Genomic DNA, 23,265 nt, shown 5'->3' with positions numbered 1-23,265 from the left:
GAAGGCGTCGATCACAGGAGTCTCAGTCAGGGGTCTCGGTCAGGGGGGCTCGGTCAGGTGTCGGTCAGGTCGGTCAGGCGGGTTCTCGGAGTCGGGCTCGGCGGAGCCCGGGTGCGGGGCGGCCCGTCCGGGCGGCCCCGCACCACGGGCTCAGCCGCGTCGGTCGCGCTCCTGCGCCACGAGGGCGCGCGCGATGGTGTCGCGGTTCTCGGCCACGGTGCGCACCAGACCCGGCGCTGCGTCGGGGTTGGCGGCGAGCCACGCGTCCGAGGCGTCCTTGAGCTGCTGGCTCGCGACCGAGAACGGGTAGAAGCCACCGACGACGCGCTCGCCGATGGCGACGCTCCGCTCGGCCCACGCGTCGACGAGCATCGCGTGGTACTTCTCGACGTACGGCTCGAGCAGCGACAGGTCGCTGCTGCGGCGGAAGCCGGCACTGACCGCCTCGACCATCTGGTTGGACAGGTCGTTGCGCTCGACGGCCTTGGCCCAGGCGTCGGCCTTGGCCTCGGCGGTCGGGCGCGCGGCGAGGGCCTCGGCGGCCCGCTCCTTGCCCGTGGCGGTCGGGTCGCGGTCGAGCTCGGTCTCGATCTCGATCTCGTCGGCCGCGCCCAGTGCTGCGAGGGCCTTGAGGAAGGTCCACCGCAGCTCGGTGTCCGTCGTGAGACCCGGCAGCGACTCGGCACCCGTCAGCAGGGCGCGCAGCCTCACCTCGTCGGCCGGGTCGGACGTCGAGCCCGCCCACGCCTCGACGAGCTGGAACTGGGCGTCGCTGCCGGCCTCGGCGGTCTCGGCGAGCGAGCGCAGGGACGACGACAGGAGGGCCGACACCTCGGAGCGGTGCTCCGGAGCGGTGTAGAGACGGGCCGCCGTCGACATCTGGCCGAGCAGGACACGCAGCAGCGTCGAGTCCGTCTCGCCCGGCATCGACTCGAGGACGAAGCGCACGAAGTCACGCGCCGGCATCTCGCCGTCGCGCGTCATGTCCCACGTGGCGCCGAGCACGAGCGAGCGCGGCAGCGAGTCGGTGAACCCGCGGGGGAGGGACAGGGCCGTCGCGAGCGAGCGCTCGTCGAGGCGGATCTTGCCGTAGGCGAGGTCGTCGTCGTTGAGCAGCAGCAGGTCGGGCTGCTCCTGGCCGACGAGCTCGGCCAGGTCGGTGCGCTCGCCGGTGATGTCGACCTCGTCGTAGCCGATGCGCTCGAGCACGTCGCCGTCGACGCCCGGCCGGACGGCATACCGCCCCACGCCGATGCGGTGCGGGCGGAGCGTCGGGTACTCCTCGGTCGCCGTCTGCGTGATCGCGAACGAGCTGTAGCGACCGTCGGCGTCGACCTCGAAGACGGGGCGCAGCGTGTTGACGCCGGCCGTCTCGAGCCAGAGCTTGCTCCACTCGCTCAGCTCGCGGCCGGACGCCTTCTCGAGCTCGCCGAGCAGGTCGGCCAGGGTCGTGTTGCCCCAGGCGTGCTTGCGGAAGTACTCGCGCAGCGCGGCGACGAACGGCTCACGACCGACGTACGCGACGAGTTGCTTGAGCACCGACGCGCCCTTGGCGTACGTGATGCCGTCGAAGTTGACCTCGACGTCTTCGAGGTGGCGCATGTCGGCGGCGATCGGGTGCGTCGAGGAGAGCTGGTCCTGGGTGTAGGCCCAGGCCTTCTCCGACGTGCCGAAGGTCGTCCAGGCGCTCGTCCACTCGGTGGCCTCGGCCTGGCACGTCGTCGACGCCCACTCGGCGAACGACTCGTTGAGCCAGAGGTCGTCCCACCACTTCATCGTCACGAGGTTGCCGAACCACATGTGGGCCAGCTCGTGCAGGATCGTCAGGGCCCGGCGCTCGATCTTCGCCTCGGACACCTTGGACCGGAAGATGTAGACCTCGACGAAGGTCACCGCGCCGGCGTTCTCCATCGCGCCCATGTTGTACTCGGGCGTGAAGATCTGGTCGTACTTCTCGAACGGGTAGGCCTGGTCGAACTCCTCCTCGAAGAACGCAAAGCCCTTCTTGGTGCAGTCGAAGATGTTGTCGGCGTCGAGGTACTGCGTCAGCGACTTGCGGCAGAAGACACCGAGCGGCACGACACCCTTGCGGGTCTGCACCTCGTCACGGACCTCGTCGTAGGGGCCGGCGATGAGCGCCGTGATGTACGACGAGATGCGCTGCGTCGGCTCGAACGACCACGTCGCGCGCTCGACTCCGTCGGCCACGCCGGCGGCCTGAGGGGCGGGCGTCGGGGAGTTGCTGATGACCTTCCAGTGTGCGGGCGCCGTCACCGTGAAGCGGAAGGCCGCCTTGAGCTCGGGCTGCTCGAACACGGCATACATGCGCCGGGAGTCCGGGACCTCGAACTGCGTGTAGAGGTAGACCTCGTTGTCGACCGGGTCGACGAAGCGGTGCAGGCCTTCGCCGGTGTTGGTGTAGCGGCCGGTGGCGTCGACGGTCAGCTCGTTCTCGGCGGCCAGGCCCTCCAGCGCGATGCGCGAGTCCGCGAAGACCTCGGCGGGGTCGAGGTCGACGCCGTTGAGGGTGACCGTCTCGACCGAGTCGGCGATGAGGTCGATGAACGAGTCGGCGCCGGGCTCGGAGCAGGCGAACCTGACCGTGGTGACGGTGTGGAAGTTCTCCGGACCCGTCGTCAGGTCGAGACGGACGTCGTAGGAGTCGACGCGCAGGATGCTGGCGCGGCTCGCCGCCTCGTCGCGGGTCAGGTTCTTGCCGGGCACGGAGGGACCTCCTGGGAAGGGTGCTGGGGCACGACGCAGCGTCGGTCGGACGGCGTCGTCGCGGGCCATCCTCGCACGGAACCCGGGGCCGTCCACCACCGCAATCGGCGTGCAGGTGGCAGTGCCATGATGGGCCGCATGGCCGATGCGAAGGACAGCCCGAAGACGAGCCGTGACGCCGTCGAGATGTGGTTCGACCCGATCTGCCCGTGGGCGTGGATGACGTCGCGCTGGCTCATGGAGGTCGAGACGCTGCGGGACATCGAGGTGACCTGGTCGGTCATGAGCCTCGCCGTCCTCAATGAGCACCGGCACGACCTCGACGCCGCCTACCGGGCGCGCATGGACGAGGCGTGGGCCCCGGTGCGGGTCATCATCGCTGCCGCCGAGGCGCACGGCGACTCCGTCATCAAGCCGCTCTACGACGCCATGGGCACCCGCATCCACCTGCGGAAGATGAACGACTTCGACCAGGTGATCGGCGAGTCGCTCGAGGAGGTCGGTCTGCCCGCGGACCTCGCCAAGGAGGCGCACCACAAGAAGTACGACGCCGCCCTGCACCGCAGCCACAAGCGCGGCATCAGCCTCGTCGGCACCGACGTCGGCACGCCGATCATCGCCGTCGACGGCGTCGCCTTCTTCGGTCCCGTCGTGACGCCCGCCCCCAAGGGCGAGGACGCCGCCCGGCTCTGGGACGGTTGCGTGCTCGTGGCGAGCACGCCCGGGTTCTTCGAGCTCAAGCGCACCCGCACGCTCGGCCCCATCTTCAGCTGACACCCACCACCCTGCCCCACCCAAGGACGGACATGCGCATCCACATCGGCGGCGACCACGCGGCATACGAGCTCCACCAGTCCCTGATCACGCACCTGCGCGACGGTGGCCACGAGGTCGTCGACCACGGCCCCTTCGGCTACGACGCCCAGGACGACTACCCCGTCTTCGTGCTGCGCGCCGTCGAGGCCGTCGCGGCCGACCCGGGCTCGCTCGGTGTCGTGCTCGGCGGGTCGGGCAACGGGGAGCAGATCGCAGCCAACAAGGTCACCGGCATCCGGGCCGCGCTCGCGTACAACGTCGAGCTGGCGAGCCTCGCCCGCGAGCACAACAACGCGCAGGTCGTCTCCATCGGCGCCCGGTTCACGCCCGACGACGTCGCCAAGGAGATCGTCGACACCTTCGTGGCGACGAACTTCACCGATGAGGCGCGCCACAGCCGCCGTCTGGGTATGGTTTCCGCGTACGAGGACACGGGGGACTTGCCGGCTTTGCCGGACTCGGACGCGCGCTGACGTCGCGACGTCCGCCGTCCCCCTTCATCGCCGCAAGGGAGGCACGTGGCCCACAACGAGAGCTCGGTCTCTCGACGCCCGCGCTACGCTGCCGGACCGATGCGACGACTCCGACTCCTGGGCCCTTGGCTCAGCCGCGCGCCCTGGGCGGTCGTCACGGGCTTCCTCGCGCTCGGCATCCTCGCCTCGGCCGCGGTCTTCGTGTGGCCGACCGTGGTCCCGTGGGGCGTCTACGGCCTCATCGTCGTCGCTGCGGGACTGTTCCTCGAGCCGCGCTACCTCCTCGTCGTCTACATGGGGCTCATCCTCGCCATGGCGATCCTCGGGGCCTATCTCGGCCCCATCAAGTCGACGACGACGGGCGCGCAGATCGTCACCGTCGTCACGATGCTCCTCATGATCTGGCTCTCCCACGCGCGCGCCCAGGTCGGCGTCGTCGGCGTGAGTGGCGAGTCGATGCTCGTCGACATGCGCGACCGGCTCCGGGCCCAGGGCGAGCTGCCGCCCCTGCCGCCGCAGTGGGGAGCCGAGGTCGCCCTCGAGTCGGCCTACGGCGACAGCTTCGCCGGCGACTTCGTCGTCGCCAGCCGCTCCACCGACGGCCGCACTCTCGAGATCGCGCTCGTCGACGTCTCGGGAAAGGGCCGCGAAGCGGGCGCCAGGTCACTGCTGCTCTCCGGCGCCCTCGGTGGGCTGCTCGGCGAGATGAGCGAGGGCGGGTTCCTCGCCTCCGCCAACAACCACCTGCTGCGGCTGCGGTGGGCCGAGGGCTTCGCGACCGCCGTGCACGTGGCCGTCGACCTCGAGAGCGGCAACTTCACCATCGGGTACGCCGGTCACCCCGCCGCTGCGCAGTTCGCGGCCGGGTCGGGCCGGTGGCGGATGCTCGCCGGTGGCCGCGGGCCGCTGCTCGGCGTCATCGACCACGCCGAGTACCCCCGTGAGAACGGCACCCTCCGGCGCGGAGACGCGCTCGTGCTCTACAGCGACGGCGTCATCGAGGCACGCGACAAGGCCCTCGTCGACGGCATCGACCGCATGCTCGGGCGCGCCGAGTCGTTCATCCGCACCGGCTTCGAGGGTCTGGCCCAGCGGCTCTGCGACCAGGCCGCGGCCGGCCTCGGCGACGACCGTGCCGTCGTCACGATCTGGCGCACCTGACCCGACCGGGCACAGGTGACGGAACTCGGGTGCCCGCCGCCCTCACTACGATGCCTGCGTGAGCGAGCACCCCACCGAAGCGACCATGCCCGAGGCCGGCCCCGACCGGCGCAAGGAGCACGTCGTGCCCGACCTGCCACCGGGCGTCACCCCCGCCCGGGTGCGCACGTTCGTGCGCCGGGGGCGGCTGTCGTCCCTGACGAAGGAACGTGTCGAGCGCCTCGCGCCCGCCCGCTCCGTGCCCGACGGCCCCTTCGACGCCGCTGCAGCCTTCGGGCGCACGGCCCCCGTCGTCCTCGAGATCGGCTGCGGCCACGGCCACGCCGCCATCGCGTATGCCGCCGCGTTCCCCGAGTGCGACATCCTCGCCATGGACGTCCACACCCCCGGGCTCGCCCGGATGCTCGCCGACGCCGACGAGGCCGGCGTGCCGAACCTGCGCGTCGAGATCGGCGACGCCGTGCTCTTCCTCGAGGAGCGGGTCGCCGACGCCACGTTCGACGCCGTCCACCTCTTCTTCCCCGACCCGTGGCGCAAGCAGAAGCACACGAAGCGGCGCTTCGTCAGCCCGGCCAACCTCGACCTGCTCGCCCGCGTCCTCAAGCCCGGCGGCCACGTCCTCATCGCCACCGACCAGGACTTCTACGCCGAGCACGCCCTCGCCGAGGTCGCGGCGCACCCGGGGTTCGAGGCGCACCGCGTCGACCGGCCGCAGTGGCGGCCACGAGACGGCTTCGAGGCCAAGGGAATTGCGGCTGGGCGCACGATCAACGAGCTCCGGCTGGACCTGCTGCCCTAGCAGCACGCCGGGAGCGGCGGAGGCTGTGGAGTCTTCTCGGCGCCTGGTGCCGGATGATCTCCACGACCTTCGGACCGCAGTGCCTTCCTGCCCTCGGGTGACAGGATTTGAACCTGCGGCCCTTGCGTCCCAAACGCAATGCGCTACCAAGCTGCGCCACACCCCGTGGCGTCGGAATCGTAGCCGACAAGTGGCCGGCGAACCGACCGGTTCCCACGCCGCGCGGGCGGGTCGATTTCAGCGGACCGGGCGGGAACCAGTAGGCTGACGCCTCGGATCGCCGGCACGACCGGCGCCCCTGCGGGCGTAGCTCAATGGTAGAGCCTCAGTCTTCCAAACTGATCACGCGAGTTCGATTCTCGTCGCCCGCTCCAAAACCGCTTGGCGTCACGACGCCGCACTTCCTAGCGTGGGTCGCATGTTCCGCCCCGACCTGCAGGACGCCCTGCGTGACCGCGACGCCGTCCTCCGCTCGTTCCTCGCGCCCGACGGCACGCTGACGAGCATCCCGACCAAGATCCGCAAACGCCTCGTCGTGCTCGACCTGCTCTCGCAGGAGTTCGAGCCGGGGGAGCGCTACGACGAGACCGAGGTCAACAACCGGCTCCGCGCCTTCCACCCCGACGTCGCGGCCCTGCGCCGCTACCTCGTCGAGGAGGGCTTCCTCGACCGGGCCGACGGGCTCTACTGGCGCAGCGGCGGCACCGTCGGCTGACGACACCCGCCACGGGACGACAGGATCGTCGCCCGTCGGGCCCACACGGCATACGCCGTCGGTGGTGCTCAGCGGAAGCCGAGCGCCTCGCTCAGCCAGCTCTCGGCGCCGTCGGCCTCCAGGCCCTCCTCGACGGCGGCGGCCGTGCGTGCCGACGGCCAGCCGTGGACCCAGAAAAGCGCGAGCCCGCCCGGGAGCGCGATGAGCAGCGTCAGCCAGGTGTGGGGCGTGAAGACGAAGGAGCAGGCGAACGCCACGAGCACCGGCGCCTCGGCCAGCGCGGTCCGCAGGGTCGTCGTCGACGTGAAGTAGCGCAGGCTCGTGGTCTCGGCGTTCTCCCGCGGCAGGCCGTGCGGGAGGGCGGGGACGGCATATCCGACGTAGCGGATGAGCGTGGCCGAGCCGACGAGCGTGGCGAGGACGATGCCAACGGCCCAGGCCGACGGGAGTGGCGCGGAGGGGTCCACGAGGATCCGCACGGCGCTCAGCATGAGGGCTCCCATGCCGACCGCGACCGACACCATCTTGATCGGGCGCAGGGCCGCGTTCTCTGGGGACGCGAACGGGCCGGGAGGGGTGCTCATGGCCCCCGAGCATAGGCGTGCGGCGCCCGCGGACGATCCGCGCATTTAGCCATCGGGCGCGTGCCCTATAGCATGGTGCGCTGGCCCGTCCGTTCACCGTCGACGACCACGTCGGCACCACCCCAATGGAGTACCCCGCAGTGAAGAGTGCGCTCGAGACCCTCAGCCCGACCCGGGTCAAGATGACCGTCGAGGTCCCGTTCGAGGAGCTCAAGCCGAGCCTCGACGCGGCCATCAAGCACATCGGTGAGCACATCCAGGTGCCCGGCTTCCGCAAGGGCAAGGTGCCGGCCCGCATCATCGAGCAGCGCGTCGGCCGCGCGGCCGTCCTCGAGGAGGCCGTCAACAACGCCCTCCCGACGTTCTACGGCCAGGCCCTCGAGGAGAACGAGGTCCGCCCGCTCGGCCAGCCCGAGATCACCGACCTCCAGGTCCCCGCGACCGACGGCGAGGACTTCGTCTTCACCGCCGAGGTCGACAAGCGCCCCGAGATCGAGCTGCCCGACTTCAGCGACATCGAGCTGACCGTCGACGAGGCCAAGGTCGAGGACGAGGCCGTCGAACAGCGCCTCACCGACCTCCGCGCCCGCTTCGGCACGCTCAAGGGCGTCGACCGCGCGGTCCAGGACGGCGACTTCGTCTCCATCGACCTGTCCGCCGAGATCGACGGAGACGAGATCGACTCCGTCACCGGTGTGTCCTACGAGGTCGGCAGCAAGAACATGCTCGAGGGCCTCGACGAGGCGCTCGTGGGCATGACGGCCGACGAGACCAAGAACTTCACCGCCCCCCTCGCCGGTGGCGACCAGGAGGGCCGGGACGCCAGCTGCACCGTGACCGTCACCGCGGTCAAGGAGCGCGAGCTGCCCGAGCTTGACGACGAGTTCGCCCAGCTGGCCTCCGAGTTCGACACGCTCGACGAGCTCAAGGCCGACCTCACGGCCAAGGCCGAGATCGACGCCAAGTTCGCCCAGGGTGTCGCCGCCCGCGACCAGCTCCTCGAGGCCATCCTCGACAAGGTCGAGGTGCCGATCCCCGAGAGCATCGTCGAGGCCGAGGTGCACAGCCACCTCGAGGGCGAGGGTCGCCTCGAGGACGACGAGCACCGTGCCGAGGTCGGCGAGAGCACCCGCAAGGGCCTCAAGACCCAGCTCGTCCTCGACGCGATCGCCGAGAGGGAAGAGGTCCAGGTCGAGCAGCAGGAGCTCATCGAGTTCCTCGTCATGAGCTCGCAGCAGTACGGCATGGACCCCAACCAGTTCGCGCAGTCGCTCGACCAGGAGGGTCAGATCCCCGCCATGGTCGCCGAGGTCGCCCGCCGCAAGGCGCTCGCCACGGTCCTCGAGAAGGTCTCCGTCAAGGACACCGCCGGCAACGTCATCGACCTCAACGAGGCCGTCCCCGGCACCGAGGGCGACGAGGACGAGGTCGCGTCCGACGCCGACGACGCGCAGGCCGAGAAGGCCGACGCCTGACCGTCCCACACCGCTCGTAGGCCGCTGGGCCGGCTCCCGCACGGGAGCCGGCCCAGCGGCACGTCGGGGAGAGCCCCGGTTCCGGTCCCGGGCCACGGGGTACGACCAGCGGTGACCCCACGAAGCGAACCAAGCGGTGAGGAGAGCCACCATGACCGCGCACGACGAGACGGACCAGAACCCCGAGACCACCGCCGACTCCCTGGCCGGGCAGCCGGGCGGCATGGCCCAGACGCAGTCGGCGATCGGCGGCAGCGACGAGGACGACCGAGCCGGTGGTGACCCTCTGGCCAGCACGACCGGTGACGCCGGGACCGGGCAGCCCGGCACCGACGTCGACGGTGGCGTCGACCAGTCCGACGCCGACCGCGGCAACCTCGACGGCAGCACCGCGGGCGAGGACGTGCGCGAGCGCTCGCTCGACGAGTCCAAGGACTCGAGCAGCTACACCGACTCGGGCGAGGCCGGGGCCGACAACGGCCTCAGCGAGTAGTCCGCGACCAGCCGGGCACCCACCCGCACGCGCACCTGGACCCCGCCGGACGGCATACGACCGGCGGGGTCCGTGCGTGTGGTTGCGCCGCTCCGGCTCAGGTTTGTGCGCTCACGGCGAACACGACGCGGTTCGGGAAATCTGGCCGAGGGGTCGGGCGTTAGGGTCAGTGACGAGCCAGCCGGCGCCACATCCCGTGGCGAGAGGCTGGACCACTTCGACGATGGAGACACGGTGATTTCGGAGACCTCCGCCAACGGCAACGGCATGCCGGGTGGTCTGGACGACCACATCTACAACCGCCTGCTCAAGGAGCGGATCATCTTCCTCGGGTCCGACGTCCGCGACGACAACGCGAACGCCATCGCCGCGCAGCTGCTGCTGCTCTCGGCCGAGGACCCCGAGAAGGACATCTGGCTCTACATCAACAGCCCCGGCGGCTCGATCTCCGCCGGCATGGCCATCTTCGACACGATGAACTGGATCCCCAACGACGTCGCCACCGTCGCGATGGGCATGGCCGCCTCGATGGGCCAGTTCCTGCTCTCGGCCGGCACGAAGGGCAAGCGCTACGCCACGCCCCACGCCCGCGTCATGATGCACCAGCCCTCGGGCGGCATCGGCGGCACGGCCACCGACATCAAGATCCAGGCCGAGCAGATGCTCTACGTCAAGAAGCAGATGGCGCGGCTCATCGCCGAGCACACCGGCCAGACCATCGACCAGATCGAGAAGGACTCCGACCGCGACCGCTGGTTCAGCGCGGAGGAGGCCAAGGAGTACGGCTTCGTCGACCACGTCTTCAGCCGCTCCGACCAGGCGGTCGAGGGCAAGGGTGTCGGCCAGGCCGACGCCAAGGCCGAGAACTGACCGCGGTCTGACCAGGACTTGGAGACACACATGAACATCGAACCCACCAACCGCCTCGCGGTCGCCCAGCCCTCGAGCCGCTACATCCTGCCGCAGTTCGAGGAGCGCACCTCCTACGGCATGAAGCGGTCCGACCCCTACAACAAGCTCTTCGAGGACCGCATCATCTTCCTCGGCGTGCAGGTCGACGACGCGTCGGCCGACGACATCATCGCCCAGCTGCTCGTGCTGGAGTCGCTCGACCCCGACCGCGACATCCTCATGTACATCAACAGCCCGGGTGGCTCGTTCACGGCCATGACGGCGATCTACGACACGATGCAGTTCGTCCGTCCCGACATCCAGACGTTCGTCATCGGCCAGGCGGCCTCGGCCGCCGCGGTGCTCCTCGGCGCCGGTGCGCCGGGCAAGCGCTTCGCGCTGCCGAACGCCCGCATCCTCATCCACCAGCCGGCGCTCTCGGGCGGCGACTACGGCCAGGCGTCGGACATCGAGATCCAGGCCAACGAGGTGCTGCGCATGCGCACGTGGCTCGAGGACACCCTCGCGCACCACACGGGCCGCACGTCCGAGCAGGTCCGCAGCGACATCGAGCGCGACAAGATCCTGTCGTCCGAGGACGCCAAGACCTACGGTCTCATCGACGAGGTCCTCGCCTCGCGCAAGGCCTCGCTCGAGGACTGACCTCCCGCTCGTCACGAGCACGTATGCCGTGGGGCCGGGTTCCGCTGGGACCCGGCCCTCGGCGTACCTGCTTGGATGTCAGGTGAACCTGGTGTCGAGCATGGAGGTCCGGTCATGGCGAGTGCGGAGTTCGAGCAGGCGGTCGAGGCCGTCAAGGCCCTGACGACCGACCCCGGCAACGAGGTGAAGCTTCGGCTCTACGGGCTGTTCAAGCAGGCGACGGCCGGTGACGCGACCGGCTCGCGTCCGGGCTTCACCAACCCCGTCGGGCGTGCCAAGTACGACGCGTGGGCCAAGCTCTCGGGCACGGCTCCCGAGGCGGCCCAGGAGCAGTACGTCGCGATCGTCCGCGACCTCACCTCCGCCTGACGGCCGGACCACGTGGCGGCCGGCCGTGGGCCGTACGCTGCTGGCATGAGGACGTATGCCGGCCTGCTCAGGAGCGCGGCCCCGGACCTCGGTGACGGGATGTCGCTGACGACGATGCTCGTCATCGCCCTCGTCGGGCTGCTCGTCGTCACGTTCGGCGGGCTCGCCCTCGCGGTGGGCCTCGGGTTCCTCACAACCCGCCGACGCGGCGGGGGCGGTGGCCGCGACGGGGGCACTGGGGTCGACGACGGTGACGGCAGCGACGGTGGGACACAGCCCGATTCGGCTGGAACTCCGTTCAAGTGACAGCGTCGTCGTTTGTCCGCCATCAGCGGACAAACGGCGTTGCGCGAGCGAGGGTGGCCCCCTCCGTCGTCTAATAGGAGTCGGCCCCTAGGTTGGGGCCTGCCGGGTGCACCCCAGCGTTCGGCGCCGACGGACCAGGAGCGAATCGGTGGCACGCATCGGAGAAGGCGGAGACCTCCTCAAGTGCTCTTTCTGCGGGAAGAGCCAGAAGCAGGTCAAGAAGCTCATCGCCGGTCCCGGTGTGTACATCTGCGACGAGTGCATCGACCTCTGCAACGAGATCATCGAGGAGGAGCTCGCCGAGAGCAGCGAGCTGGGCCTCGACCACCTGCCGAAGCCGCGCGAGATCTTCGACTTCCTCGAGAACTACGTCATCGGCCAGGACGTCGCCAAGAAGTCGCTCGCCGTCGCCGTCTACAACCACTACAAGCGCATCCAGGCCGGGGAGGGCGTCAAGCGCGACGACGACCACATCGACATCGCGAAGTCCAACATCCTGCTCATCGGCCCCACCGGCTCGGGCAAGACGTACCTCGCGCAGACGCTCGCCAAGATGCTCAACGTCCCCTTCGCCATCGCCGACGCGACGGCCCTGACCGAGGCCGGCTACGTCGGCGAGGACGTCGAGAACATCCTCCTCAAGCTCATCCAGGCCGCCGACTACGACGTCAAGAAGGCCGAGACGGGCATCATCTACATCGACGAGGTCGACAAGATCGCCCGCAAGAGCGAGAACCCGTCGATCACGCGCGACGTGTCCGGCGAGGGCGTGCAGCAGGCGCTGCTCAAGATCCTCGAGGGCACGACGGCGTCGGTGCCTCCGCAGGGTGGCCGCAAGCACCCCCACCAGGAGTTCATCCAGATCGACACGACCAACGTGCTCTTCATCGTCGGCGGCGCGTTCGCCGGCCTCGAGAAGATCATCGAGTCGCGCTCGGGTCGCAAGGGTCTCGGCTTCGGCCAGCCGCTGCACAACCCGAAGGACCTCGGCGACAGCTTCCAGGACGTCATGCCCGAGGACCTGCTGAAGTTCGGCCTCATCCCCGAGTTCATCGGCCGCCTGCCCGTCCTGACGACGCTCGCGCCGCTCGACCAGCAGGCGCTCGTCAACATCCTCACGGTGCCGCGCAACGCGCTCGTCAAGCAGTACCAGAAGATGTTCGAGATCGACGGTGTCGACCTCGAGTTCACCGAGGACGCCATCGCCGCCGTCGCCGACCAGGCGCTGCTGCGCGGCACCGGTGCCCGCGGCCTGCGCGCGATCATGGAGGAGGTCCTCCTCCCCGTCATGTTCGACGTGCCGAGCGACGACGAGATCGCCAAGGTCGTCGTGACCCGCGAGGTCGTCCTCGACAACGTCAACCCGACGATCGTGCGCCGTGAGGCCGAGCCGCGGGCCAAGCGTCCCCGCAAGGAATCCGCCTGACCTTCTTGGTCGCCCGCGCGTCGTCCGCGTGAACGGAGGCTGACCCGTGGCCGCTCCCTTCCGGCTCGTGGCCGGTGACCACGCGCCCGTCCAGCAGACCAGCACGACGTGCGGCTCGGCGTCGTTGACCATCGCCCGCATGCTCGCCAACCCCGCCTTCGCGCAGTGGATCCGGGACGGCATACGCAAGGACGCCCGCGACGGGGACGTGCCCGACGCCGGCACCGAGGCGCAGCGCTTCGCCGCCTACGAGCAGGTCGTCGCGTCGCGCACCAACGCGCTCGTCGGCGCGGGCCGGCACCTGCAGCTGCCGTGGCCCCGTGCCCTCGGCACCCCGCCCTGGGGCGCCATGAACGAGCTCGAGTACGGCGCCACCGACCCCCAGGCCGACTACGACGTCACGTGGTTCCGTCACCGCGGGCGGGTCGGCCTCGAGCACACGTATGCCGCCCTCCGCGCCCGGGTGCGGCCCGGCCGTCCCGCACTGCTCTACGTCGGCAACGCCTGGGCTCCGCGCCACGTCGTGCTCGTCATGCCGCCGACGGGGGAGCAGGAGCTCGACGTCTACGAGCCGTCGGTGGGGCGCGTCGTCGACCTGCCGCAGCACGCGTTCGTCGAGCGCCGCCTGGCCGTCGCCGGCTGGGACGTCCCGTGGGCAGCCGTATGGGCCGACCCCCACCCCTGACACGGCGAGAGACCACCGTTCATGACGAACGGTGGCCTCTCGAGGTGCGGAGCCGGGGGAGCGCTCAGCCCATGTGCGCCGGAGCAGCGCCGTCGGTCGCGAGCTCCTGGTGGCGCACGTGCAGCGCGACCAGCGTGACGATGCCGGCGACCGCGATCATGATCGCCGCGACGAGGTAGGCCCGGCTCGCGCCGTAGGTGAACGCCTCGTCGGCGATCATCTTCTGCGCTGCTGCGACCTGCTCCTGCGTCGGGGCCGGACCGCCCTGCGGCAGCTTCGCCGTCAGCTCGGCGACCTTGTCACCCATGTTGTTGACGAAGATCGTGCTCAGCGTCGCGAGGCCGAGCGTGCCACCGACCTGCTGCATGGTGTTGAGCACGGCCGAGGCGACCGAGGAGTCCTCGTGGGCGACGCCGTGGACGGCCGTGAGCGTGAGCGGGACGAAGATCAGGCCGAGGCCGAAGGCGAGGACGACGATCCACGGCAGCAGGTCCGCGGAGTACGTGCTCTGCGGCGTCAGGTGGGTGAAGCCCCACATGCCGAGCGCCGCGAAGCCAGCGCCGGCGCCGGCGATCCAGCGCGGGTCGACCTTGGCGATGAGGAACGACGCGATCTGGGCGGCGACCACGATGCCGACCGAGAAGGGCAGGAACGCGAGGCCCGTCTTGAGGGGCGAGTAGCCGAGGATCGTCTGGATGTAGATGCCGAGGAAGTAGAACATCGCGAACATGGCGGCGCCGACGATGAGCATCACGAAGTAGGACGTGCCGCGGGTGCGGTCGCCCGGGATGCGCATCGGCAGGAGCGGGTGGGCGACACGCGTCTCGATGACGACGAAGGCCACGAGCAGGACGACGCCGATGGCGAGGTAGGTCACCGTGGTGGCGTCGCTCCAGGAGGTGCTCGCCGCGTGGGTCAGGCCGTAGACGAGCGAGGAGAGGCCGGCGATCGAGGTGATGGCACCGGGGATGTCGAGTGAGCCCCGGCCGTCCTCGGACTCGGTGAGGATGCGCCGGGCGAGGATCGCGACGACGATGCCGATCGGCAGGTTGATGAAGAAGTTCCAGCGCCAGTCGATCTCGGTCAGCGCACCGCCGAGGATGAGGCCGATGGCGGCGCCGGCGCCGGACATGGCCGCGAAGACGCCCATGGCGCGGTTGCGCTCCTTGCCGGCCGGGAAGGTCGTCGTGATGAGCGCGAGCGCGTTGGGGGCGGCGAGAGCGCCACCGAGGCCCTGGACGGCGCGGGCGGCGAGCATCATCGCCTCGTTCTGGGCGATGCCGGCCACGAGCGAGGCGATGGTGAACAGCACGATGCCCCAGAAGAACAGACGGCGCCGGCCGTAGAGGTCACCGAGGCGACCGCCGAGGAGCAGCACGCCACCGAAGGCGAGCGTGTAGATGGTGATGACCCACTGGAGGTTCGCCTGGCTGAAGCCGAGGTCGGCCTCGATGTGGGGGAGCGCGATGGTCACGATGGTGCCGTCGAGCACGATCATGAGCTGGGCGGCGCAGATGACGAAGAGCGCCAGGCCGAGGCGTTTCGGCGGGGTGTCGTGGGAGGTGAACTCGCCCTGGGGCTCGTCCACCTCCAGGGCCGTGTTCGAAGACATGGGTGTTCCTCTCGAAGACATGCAGGTGTGGTGGTGGGGTCGCCCCGACGCGGGCCGGCTCAGCGAGGGCTGGGCGCGGGCGCGAGGGTGGCGGCGCAGGCCGGGAGGACGACGCTGTCCACGAACTCGGCGATGCGGTCCGGCCCGGGTCGACGTCCGGAGAGCAGTGCCTCGTGGATCGACAGGGACGGGAGGATCATCAGCAGGGTGTCGAGGTCGGCGTCGGCGCCGACCTCACCGCGCTCTCTGGCGTGCTCGAAGATGGTGCGGGTGGCCTCGATCTTCGGGGCCAGGAACCGCTCGTGGATCCCGCGGGCCAGCTCCGGCTCGCGGTGGATGACGGGGAGCAGGGCCCCCCACGTGCCGATGACGACCTCGTCGTCGAGGCCCCCGTCGGCGCAGGCCTGGGCGAGCAGGTCGCCGCGCAGGGTCCCGGTGTCGGGATCCTGCTCGGCCGGGCAGTCGATGAAGAGCCCGACGGCGTCGATGACGAGGTCCCGCTTGTGCGGCCAGCGCCGGTAGAGCGTCGCCTTGGACGCCCGCGCGGCCGTGGCGACGGCGTCGAACGTGAGCCGGTCGTAGCCGGACTCGCGCAGGACGTCGATCGCGGCCTCGAGGATCTCGACCTCGCGGTCACCGGCGACGCGCGGACGGCTCGCGTGTGCCGCGTCCGTCGTGCTCGCGCTGGTCGTGCTCATGCTCACCCCGGTCCCACCCCGATGAAACGAAACTGTTTCGTTTCATGAAAGCGTAGGTCGCCCCGACGCGATTCGCAAACGCGGTGTCGACCCTCGACCCCGGCCGGGTCGTCTCGCATCGCGCCGGACGTCTCACACCCGCTCGGCGGGCGGGCTCGTGCGCACGAGCCACAGGCCCCCGGCGACCCCACCGAGCCCGACGACGTATGCCGCCGGGACGAGTCCCAGCGAGCGCCCGGCGAGCAGCCCGGCGAGGACCGCGACGGGCACGGCGGCCCCCAACGCCAGGGCCGTGTGGCGCACCCAGCGCCGGGCGGTGTGCGCGGTGAACGAGCCGGCCGGGGGCGACGACGCGGAGAGCGCCGCCGCCGCGTGCCCGACGACGCACCCCGCGGCAGCCGGGAGCGACCACCAGGAGAAGCTCCCCGCCGGGGTCAGCGTGAACCAGCCGTAGAGCAGCAGGGTCCAGTAGGCGAGCGGTGCCGCCGAGCCGGCCCACGCGATGGTGACGAGCGGCAGCAGGACGAGCGCCCACCAGAGGGCGTCGAAGCCGCCGGCGGCCAGGGAGAGGCTCGCGAGGTAGACGGCGGCGCCGCCCACGGCGGCACCGGTCGCACCCAGCTGGCTCAGCGACCACTCCGGGCCGGCGCCGAACCGGACCGTCCGGCGCAGCCGCACGCGTCGGGCGACCCAGGAGGTCCCGTCGGACGTCAGAGGGCCGTCAGCTGGTCGGGGCACGATCATCGCCTCGCCATCCGGGGCGCCGACGCCCGACGGGCGATGTCGCGGAGCACCTGGTCGAGCGAGCCGGCCCCACGCCAGGGCACGACGGGGACGCCGCGCAGCCGCAGGTTGTGCACCTCGGCGTCGCGCGACAGCAACCGGATCCGCCACGCCAGGGCCTGGTAGACGCTCGACGGGTCGGCGACGAGGTGGTCGGGGAAGGTGTCGACGACGACCACGGTCATGCCGCGCGCCGCGAGGGTGTGGGCCAGGGTCACCATGGTCGGGTCGATGAGCGGTGACAGCACGAGGCACAGGGCGTTGGGGTCGACGCCACGGATCGCGTGCTCCCCGGTGTCGCGGCGCTCGGTGGCCGGCGAGATGGCCGCGAGGGTGTCGAGCACACGCCGCAGGTGGTTGGTGCCCGACCCGACACCGAGCGTCGGGACCTCGGCCGCTCCGACGGTGCGCAGGGTGAGCCGGTCGTTGCTCCGGAGGAAGTGCTCGCTGATCGCGCCGGCGGCCCGCACCGTGACGTCGAGGCTCGTCGGACGTCCGTCGATGCCCTCTCGCGGGCCGAGGTCGCTGAAGCAGTCGACGAGCAGGAAGACATGGGCGTCCTCGTCGGTGAAGGTCGACGTGACGTGCAGGGCCCCGGTGCGCATCGAGACGGGCCAGTGGATCCGCCGCAGGCGGTCGCCGGGGTGGAAGCGGCGGATCGTGTTGAACTCCGACCCGGAGCCGGGCCGGTTCGAGCGGTTCAGCCCGACGATGCCGCGGGGGTGCGGGGTCGGGGCGCTGGCGTCGAACGAGGCAGGCACGGGCAGGGTCGCGGAGTCGAGGTCGGGCAGGTCGACCGGGCCGGCGCGGAACGCTCCCCACGTGCTGACGAGCGCGACGCTGACCGTGCCGACCCGGCGGCGGCCCCAACGCGTCGATCGAAGTCCCAGCGTGGCAGCACCGTCGCGGAGCTCCGCGATCCCGCTCGACGGCTTGCGCTCGACCCATGGCGCCTGCGCCACCGTGACGATGCCGTGGACGTCGGGCAGCGCCGGCTCGGTCGTCACGTAGAGCCCGGTCACCGACCCCTCACGCAGCGTCGTGTCTCCGAGGCGCGCCGTGCCGGTCACCTCGGTGCGCGGGCGCACGAGGTGGCCCCACAGGGCGGCGACGATGAGCGGCGCGACGATGACGAGCAGGTCCGCGCGCCGGCCGACGACCGCGACGATCGCGCCCCCGGCCGCGAGCAGGATCGCCCGCTGGTGGGCAGCGGTCGGCTCCCACCCGCCGAGTCGACGGGTGGCGGTCCGGTGGGGGCGCCAGGGCTGCACGGCCGGTCAGCCGTCCGCCGAGGGGCTGGGGGCCAGGTGCTCGCGCGCCGACGGGGTGGGCACCGTGCGCAGCAGGCTCTCGACGATGCTGCGCCCGGAGGCGTTGCTCATCCACAGCTCGGGCTTGACCGTGATGCGGTGGGCGAGGACCGGCACGGCCACGGCCTTGACGTCCTCGGGGGTCACGTAGTCACGACCGTCGACGACGGCATACGCCCGGGCGCACAGGAGCAGACCGAGGGCGCCACGAGGGGAGGCGCCCATGAGCACGTCGCCGTGGACGCGGCTGGCCGCCGTCAGGGCGACGCAGTAGCGCCCGACCGACTCGTCGACGCCCGTCGCCTCGATGGCAGCCTGCATCGCGAGCAGCTGCTCGGCGTCGACGATGCCGCGCAGCTCCTGCTCCTCGCGCTGGCGCGCCATGCGGTTCGACAGGATCTCCCACTCCTCGTCGAGGGTCGGGTAGCCGAACGAGATCCGCATGAGGAAGCGGTCGAGCTGCGCCTCGGGGAGGGGGTAGGTGCCTTCGTACTCAACGGGATTCGCGGTCGCGAGGACGTGGAAGGGACGCGGCAGCTGGAACGTGCGGCCCTCGACGGTCACCTGCTTCTCCTGCATCGCCTCGAGGAGTGCGGCCTGCGTCTTCGGGGGCGTGCGGTTGATCTCGTCGGCGAGGAGCAGGCCCGCGAAGAGCGGCCCGGCGCGGAACTCGAACTCGCCCGCCCGCTGGTCGTAGATGAACGAGCCGGTGATGTCGCCGGGCAGCAGGTCCGGCGTGAACTGCGCCCGCTTGAAGTCGAGCCCGAGGGTCTGGGCGAAGCTGCGCGCCGCGAGCGTCTTGCCGAGTCCCGGGAAGTCCTCCATGAGGACGTGCCCGCCGGCGAGGATGCCGGAGAGGACGAGGCGCAGAGCCTCGCGCTTGCCGACGACCGCGCGGTCCACCTCGTCGAGGACGGCGCTGCTCAGCTGACTGACCCGGGTCAGGTTCATCTCGGTCATGCGTTACCACTGCTCGATTCGTCGGAGGATGGGGTCGAGGCGCTGGGGACGGTAGAGATCGGGCGGCGGCAGCCCGACGAGCAGGTCCCACAGCTCCGGAGGGGTGACGCCCTGGGCCCACTTCGGCTCCTCCTCGGCGACGATGCCGTGCCGGGCGTAGAGCCGTTCGCGGATGAGCACCTGCAGCTGCAGGTGGAGGTCGTGCACGACGCTCTCGCGTCCTTCCCGGCGGGTGTTGGCCGCCTCGAGCCGGCCGGCGAGGTTGGTGACCCGGAAGTCGTTGCCGCGCGAGTGGCCACGGAGGTCGCCGTCGACGAGCGGCCACACCGTGAGGTGCTGCGGCGCGGTGTGGTCGATGAGGTGCCACACGAGCAGCGCCACGGCGAGGAGGATCGCGAGGAGCACCGGCACGTCGGGCGCGAGACCGAGGCCCGCGGTGAGCGCCGCCAGGGCCACCCAGGTGAGGAACAGGCCGATGAGGCGTCGTCGCCACGGGCGCAGGGCCACCGCGAGCACGCGGGTCCGGGACGGCTCGCGCCGGACCGCGCCGCGGGGGAGAGGGCGGCGCGCCGCCGCCACCGCTGCTGCACGGTCGCGCGCCTCGCGCCGCGTCCGGGGAGGCGTGCCGTCCGGCTGGCTGCTCACGACGCCTCCTCCGGCGCGGCCACCGACGCGCCCCGCTCGGCGGCCTGGCGTCGGGCCACGTGCTCGAGATCGGCGATGAGGACCCGGAGGTCGGTGATCGCCCGGTCGCGGTGGCTCTCGCCGAGGTCGTGCACGGAGAAGCGGGCCTCGCGGTAGAGGGCGGCGAGGTCGCCGAGCCGCGCCGAGTCGACGGGCCAGACACCGATGACGCGCTCGGTGTACTCCGTCGACGTCTCGGCGGGCAGGCGCGGCAGGCCGGTCGCGGCGGCCGACGTCTCGAGACCGAGCCAGGCCGCGACGATGGCGTTGCGGGGCTCGCCGGTCTCGAGGTCCCGCAGCCGGTCCCGGGCCGCCTCGAGCAGCTCGGTCGGCACGAGCGGGATCGCGAAGTCCGGCTCCTCGTGCAGCTCGAGGTGCGGGCGTCGGCGCAGCAGCGACCGGACGAGCTGCGCGAGGACGACGAGGACCACGAGGGCGGCCAGGACGAGGACGATCTGGACGAGGGTGACGAGCACGGGTGAGGGGTCGAAGGGCAGGGCCGTGGCCGTCGACGAGGGCCGCGGCGTCGAGCTCGACGGGGGGAGGGACGTGATGGTCGGCAGCGGCGTGAACGTCTGCGGGTCGACCGGGCGGGAGAGCAGCGGCACGGGTTGGCCCAGCGCGGCCACGACCAGAGCGGCCATGACGACGGCGCCACCCACGATGGTGACCTGAGCCCCCCGCCTCGACATGCGAGTGACCCTATGCCAGCGCGGTCGCCGACAGTCGTGGAGCAGGCCGATCGTTGCCGTCCCGATAGGTCCCGACGGCAACGACCGGGCGTACCCGCGGGGATCAGCCCAGGGCGGGCGGCTTCTCGACGGGGACGAGCTCGGCGTCACGCACCTCGACGACCTCGCCGTCGGCATACGCGAGCTCGCTGATGCGGCCGCTGGCCCGCAGGTCGGACTCGGCCGCCTGCACGTGGGCGACCGACGCGGCGGGGGCGACGAGCGTCATCGTGCGCACCTCGGCGCGCATGCCGACCTTGGCCTCGGACTTGACCTTGCGCACGCCGGCGAGGGCAGCGCCGACCGACGCGAGGAGCGCGGGCTCCCCACCGGACGGCATCTCGTCGCGGGTGGGCCACGACTGGCGGTGCACCGAGCCCTCGCCGAACCACGACCACACCTCGGCCGTGGCGTAGGGGATGAACGGCGCGAGCAGGCGCAGCAGCGTCTCGAGCGCGAGGCGCAGCGCGGCACGGGCGCTCGCGGCCGCCTCGTCGCCCTGACCGCCGTAGGCGCGGTCCTTGACGAGCTCGAGGTAGTCGTCGCAGAACGTCCAGAAGAACGTCTCGGTGGCCTCGAGCGAGCGCGTGTAGTCCCAGCCCTCGAAGCCCTGCGTGGCCTTGTCGACCACGTCGGCGAGGGCCGCGAGCATCGACAGGTCGAGGGGGTGCGTGACGGCGGCACGCAGGTCGCCGTCGACGTCACCGAAGCCGAGGGCGAACTTGCTCGCGTTGAGCACCTTGATCGCGAGCCGGCGCCCGACCTTCATCTGGCCGGTGTCGTAGGCGGCGTCGGTGCCGAGGCGACCGGAGGCCGCCCAGTAGCGCACCGCGTCGGCGCCGTTGGCCTTGACGACGTCCTCGGGCGTCTCGGCGTTGCCCTTGGACTTGCTCATCTTCTTGCGGTCGGGGTCGAGGATCCAGCCGCTGATCGCGGCGTGCTTCCAGGGAGCCACGCCGTGCTCGAAGTACGAGCGCGTCACCGTGGCGAAGAGCCAGGTGCGGATGATGTCGTGCCCCTGCGGGCGCAGGTCGTAGGGGAAGATGCTCGCGAAGAGCGCCTCGTCCGAGCCGAGCCGGTCGCCGTCGGCAGCCCCCTCGCGCACCGGCCAGCCGGCGGCGATCTGCGGCGTCAGCGACGACGTGGCCCACGTGTCCATGATGTCGGGGTCGGCGACGAAGCCACCCGCCCGGCCGCGCTGCGACTCCTCGTAGCCCTCGGGGACGTCGATCTGCGGGTCGACCGGGAGCGCGGAGGCGGGCGGCGTCAGGGGACGCTCGTGGTCGACCTCGCCCTCGGCGTCGACGGGGTACCAGACCGGGAAGGGCACGCCGAAGAAGCGCTGGCGCGAGATGAGCCAGTCGCCGTTGAGTCCCTCGACCCAGTTCTTGTAGCGCGAGCGCATGAAGGCCGGGTGGAAGTCGACCACGTCGCCCATGCCGACGAGCTTGGAGCGCAGCGCCGCCTCGCGGCCGCCGTTGCGGATGTACCACTGGCGCGAGGTGACGATCTCGAGGGGCTTGTCGCCCTTCTCGTAGAAGTTGGCCTTGCGCTGGGTCTTCTGCGGCTCGCCGTCGAGGTCGCCGGACTCGCGCAGCGCGGCCACGACAGCCTCGCGCGCGCTGAAGGTCGTCTTCGTCGCGAGCGACTCGGCGTAGAGCGCCTCGCCGGGACCACCGGCGAGCCACTCGGGCGTCTCGGCCTGGAGGCGGCCGTTGCGGGTGATGAGGGAGCGGATCGGCAGCTGCAGCTCGCGCCACCACATGACGTCGGTGAGGTCGCCGAAGGTGCAGCACATGGCGATGCCGGCACCCTTGTCCATCTCGGCCGCGCGGTGCGCGAGCACCGGCACCTCGACGCCGAAGAGGGGCGAGGTGACCGTCGTGCCGAAGAGCGACTGGTAGCGCTCGTCGTCGGGGTGCGCGATGAGCGCGACGACGGACGGGATGAGCTCGGGGCGCGTCGTCTCGATGAAGATCGGCTCGCCGCCGTGCCCGTGGAAGGCGACCCGGTGGTAGGCGCCGGGGTAGTCGCGCGCCTCGAGCTCGGCCTGCGCCACGGCGGTCTGGAACGTCACGTCCCAGAGGCCGGGGGCCTCGCTCTGGTAGGCCTCGCCGCGCTCGAGGTTGTGCAGGAACGCCTGCTGCGCCACGGCGCGCGAGCGCTCGTCGATGGTGCGGTAGGAGATGTCCCAGTCGAGGCTGAAGCCGAGGCGACGGAAGAGCGACTCGAAGGTCACCTCGTCCTTGACGGTGAGGACGTCGCACAGCTCGATGAAGTTCTTGCGGCTGACCGGACGCTGGTCGGCGGCCTTGATCGCCTTGCCGTTCGCGTCGACGCCCTCCTCGAAGGGGGGCGTGAAGCCCTCCTCGTAGGGCAGGCTCGCGTCGCCGCGCACGCCGTAGTAGTTCTGCACGCGGCGCTCGGTCGGCAGGCCGTTGTCGTCCCAGCCGATGGGGTAGAAGACCTCTAGGCCCTGCATGCGCTTGTAGCGGGCCATGCAGTCGGTGTGCGTGTAGCTGAAGACGTGGCCGACGTGCAGGCTCCCGCTCGCCGTCGGGGGCGGGGTGTCGATGGCGAACACCTGGTCACGGGGCAGCGACAGGGCCTTCTCGCGGTCGAAGGCGTAGGTGCCCTCGTCGGCCCATACCTGCATCCACTTCTCCTCGAGGCCGTCGAGCGTGGGTCGCTCGGGGATCCGCGAGGTCGTGGTGGCAGGCGTGTCAGTCATGCGCCCAATCCTTCCATGCGCGCCGGGGTGCCCTCGACCGGCTTTCCTCCCGCGGCCGGTCCGTGGTCGTATGCCGTCCGGCCCCGGGCCGCGGGCCGTGAGGGCCACGTCCGGCGTGGCGTGCGTCACTGCTGTGCTCGTGCTCGCGGTCAGCCCGTGTTCGTCGGCACGGTCCA

Annotated in this window: 23 protein-coding genes and 2 tRNA genes; 14 read left to right on the top strand and 11 right to left on the bottom strand. The window is 71.1% G+C overall.

The window, feature by feature from the left end:
* Window positions 1-150 precede the first annotated feature (150 nt).
* A complete protein-coding gene (pepN, locus tag ASD90_RS17455; protein ID WP_056759632.1) occupies window positions 151-2,724 on the bottom strand; it encodes an aminopeptidase N in 2,574 nt (857 codons plus the stop codon).
* A gap of 138 nt (window positions 2,725-2,862) precedes the next feature.
* Between pepN and ASD90_RS17450 the strand changes: the two genes are divergently transcribed.
* The 4 genes from ASD90_RS17450 to trmB all read left to right on the top strand — a co-directional run bounded on the left by ASD90_RS17450 (window position 2,863) and on the right by trmB (window position 5,973).
* Complete coding sequence (locus tag ASD90_RS17450) at window positions 2,863-3,498, top strand: DsbA family protein (protein WP_056759631.1); 636 nt, start codon at window positions 2,863-2,865, stop codon at window positions 3,496-3,498.
* Window positions 3,499-3,530: 32 nt separating this feature from the next.
* On the top strand, window positions 3,531-4,013 hold the full coding sequence (locus ASD90_RS17445; protein ID WP_056759372.1) for a ribose-5-phosphate isomerase: 483 nt from the start codon (window positions 3,531-3,533) through the stop codon (window positions 4,011-4,013).
* A gap of 99 nt (window positions 4,014-4,112) precedes the next feature.
* On the top strand, window positions 4,113-5,174 hold the full coding sequence (locus tag ASD90_RS17440) for a PP2C family protein-serine/threonine phosphatase (protein ID WP_235506741.1): 1,062 nt from the start codon (window positions 4,113-4,115) through the stop codon (window positions 5,172-5,174).
* A gap of 58 nt (window positions 5,175-5,232) precedes the next feature.
* The gene (gene trmB, locus ASD90_RS17435) at window positions 5,233-5,973 is read left to right on the top strand and encodes a tRNA (guanosine(46)-N7)-methyltransferase TrmB (RefSeq protein WP_082588820.1); all 741 of its coding nucleotides are present in this window, start codon (window positions 5,233-5,235) and stop codon (window positions 5,971-5,973) included.
* Between the two features lie 92 nt (window positions 5,974-6,065).
* On the opposite strand, the gene ASD90_RS17430 is transcribed toward trmB, so the two are convergent.
* Window positions 6,066-6,139 (bottom strand) — tRNA-Pro (locus tag ASD90_RS17430).
* Between the two features lie 134 nt (window positions 6,140-6,273).
* On the opposite strand from ASD90_RS17430, the gene ASD90_RS17425 reads away from it, so the two are divergent.
* A tRNA-Gly gene (locus ASD90_RS17425) sits at window positions 6,274-6,347 on the top strand.
* A gap of 44 nt (window positions 6,348-6,391) precedes the next feature.
* On the top strand, window positions 6,392-6,688 hold the full coding sequence (locus tag ASD90_RS17420; protein WP_056759367.1) for a DUF2087 domain-containing protein: 297 nt from the start codon (window positions 6,392-6,394) through the stop codon (window positions 6,686-6,688).
* 68 nt (window positions 6,689-6,756) lie between these two features.
* Here ASD90_RS17420 and ASD90_RS17415 read toward each other — a convergent pair whose 3' ends face one another.
* A complete protein-coding gene (locus tag ASD90_RS17415) occupies window positions 6,757-7,272 on the bottom strand; it encodes a hypothetical protein (protein ID WP_056759365.1) in 516 nt (171 codons plus the stop codon).
* A gap of 140 nt (window positions 7,273-7,412) precedes the next feature.
* On the opposite strand from ASD90_RS17415, the gene tig reads away from it, so the two are divergent.
* From tig to ASD90_RS17375, 8 genes are all read left to right on the top strand, one after another.
* Window positions 7,413-8,747, top strand: a complete 1,335-nt coding sequence (tig, locus tag ASD90_RS17410; RefSeq protein ID WP_056759629.1) for a trigger factor — start codon at window positions 7,413-7,415, stop codon at window positions 8,745-8,747.
* Window positions 8,748-8,898: 151 nt separating this feature from the next.
* Entirely contained in the window at window positions 8,899-9,240 is a 342-nt protein-coding gene (locus ASD90_RS17405; RefSeq protein ID WP_056759363.1) for a hypothetical protein, read from the top strand.
* A 267-nt stretch (window positions 9,241-9,507) separates the two neighbouring features.
* Complete coding sequence (locus ASD90_RS17400; protein ID WP_056759627.1) at window positions 9,508-10,110, top strand: ATP-dependent Clp protease proteolytic subunit; 603 nt, start codon at window positions 9,508-9,510, stop codon at window positions 10,108-10,110.
* Window positions 10,111-10,140: 30 nt separating this feature from the next.
* A complete protein-coding gene (locus ASD90_RS17395; RefSeq protein ID WP_056759361.1) occupies window positions 10,141-10,794 on the top strand; it encodes an ATP-dependent Clp protease proteolytic subunit in 654 nt (217 codons plus the stop codon).
* Between the two features lie 114 nt (window positions 10,795-10,908).
* Entirely contained in the window at window positions 10,909-11,163 is a 255-nt protein-coding gene (locus ASD90_RS17390) for an acyl-CoA-binding protein (RefSeq protein WP_056759357.1), read from the top strand.
* Between the two features lie 45 nt (window positions 11,164-11,208).
* Window positions 11,209-11,469 (top strand): hypothetical protein, encoded by a 261-nt coding sequence (locus tag ASD90_RS17385; RefSeq protein ID WP_056759354.1) that lies wholly within the window; start codon window positions 11,209-11,211, stop codon window positions 11,467-11,469.
* Window positions 11,470-11,617: 148 nt separating this feature from the next.
* Window positions 11,618-12,895: an ATP-dependent Clp protease ATP-binding subunit ClpX gene (gene clpX, locus ASD90_RS17380; RefSeq protein ID WP_056759351.1), complete on the top strand. Its 1,278-nt coding sequence runs from the start codon at window positions 11,618-11,620 to the stop codon at window positions 12,893-12,895.
* Window positions 12,896-12,941: 46 nt separating this feature from the next.
* Entirely contained in the window at window positions 12,942-13,580 is a 639-nt protein-coding gene (locus tag ASD90_RS17375; protein WP_056759349.1) for a hypothetical protein, read from the top strand.
* Window positions 13,581-13,644: 64 nt separating this feature from the next.
* Here ASD90_RS17375 and ASD90_RS17370 read toward each other — a convergent pair whose 3' ends face one another.
* From ASD90_RS17370 to valS, 8 genes are all read right to left on the bottom strand, one after another.
* Window positions 13,645-15,192, bottom strand: a complete 1,548-nt coding sequence (locus tag ASD90_RS17370) for a DHA2 family efflux MFS transporter permease subunit (protein WP_056759348.1) — start codon at window positions 15,190-15,192, stop codon at window positions 13,645-13,647.
* Window positions 15,193-15,251: 59 nt separating this feature from the next.
* Window positions 15,252-15,890 (bottom strand): TetR/AcrR family transcriptional regulator, encoded by a 639-nt coding sequence (locus ASD90_RS17365; protein WP_235506740.1) that lies wholly within the window; start codon window positions 15,888-15,890, stop codon window positions 15,252-15,254.
* A 132-nt stretch (window positions 15,891-16,022) separates the two neighbouring features.
* Window positions 16,023-16,634, bottom strand: a complete 612-nt coding sequence (locus ASD90_RS17360) for a hypothetical protein (protein ID WP_056759344.1) — start codon at window positions 16,632-16,634, stop codon at window positions 16,023-16,025.
* On the bottom strand, window positions 16,631-17,944 hold the full coding sequence (locus ASD90_RS17355) for a DUF58 domain-containing protein (protein WP_056759342.1): 1,314 nt from the start codon (window positions 17,942-17,944) through the stop codon (window positions 16,631-16,633). The genes ASD90_RS17360 and ASD90_RS17355 overlap by 4 nt, the downstream gene beginning before the upstream one ends.
* Before the next feature lie 6 nt (window positions 17,945-17,950).
* On the bottom strand, window positions 17,951-18,943 hold the full coding sequence (locus ASD90_RS17350; RefSeq protein ID WP_056759340.1) for a MoxR family ATPase: 993 nt from the start codon (window positions 18,941-18,943) through the stop codon (window positions 17,951-17,953).
* Window positions 18,944-18,946: 3 nt separating this feature from the next.
* Window positions 18,947-19,588 carry a hypothetical protein gene (locus ASD90_RS17345; protein ID WP_056759338.1) on the bottom strand — a complete coding sequence of 214 codons (642 nt, stop codon included), beginning with the start codon at window positions 19,586-19,588 and terminating at the stop codon, window positions 18,947-18,949.
* Complete coding sequence (locus tag ASD90_RS17340; RefSeq protein WP_056759336.1) at window positions 19,585-20,319, bottom strand: DUF4129 domain-containing protein; 735 nt, start codon at window positions 20,317-20,319, stop codon at window positions 19,585-19,587. Before ASD90_RS17340 ends, ASD90_RS17345 begins: the two co-directional genes overlap by 4 nt.
* Before the next feature lie 103 nt (window positions 20,320-20,422).
* Entirely contained in the window at window positions 20,423-23,089 is a 2,667-nt protein-coding gene (gene valS / locus ASD90_RS17335) for a valine--tRNA ligase (RefSeq protein ID WP_056759335.1), read from the bottom strand.
* Window positions 23,090-23,265: the final 176 nt, after the last annotated feature.

It is taken from the genome of Terrabacter sp. Root181 (assembly GCF_001428505.1).
Taxonomy (GTDB): Bacteria; Actinomycetota; Actinomycetes; order Actinomycetales; family Dermatophilaceae; genus Terrabacter.
The sequence above is the reverse complement of the archived record's forward strand: the minus strand, read 5'-3'. Positions and strand labels throughout refer to the sequence as shown.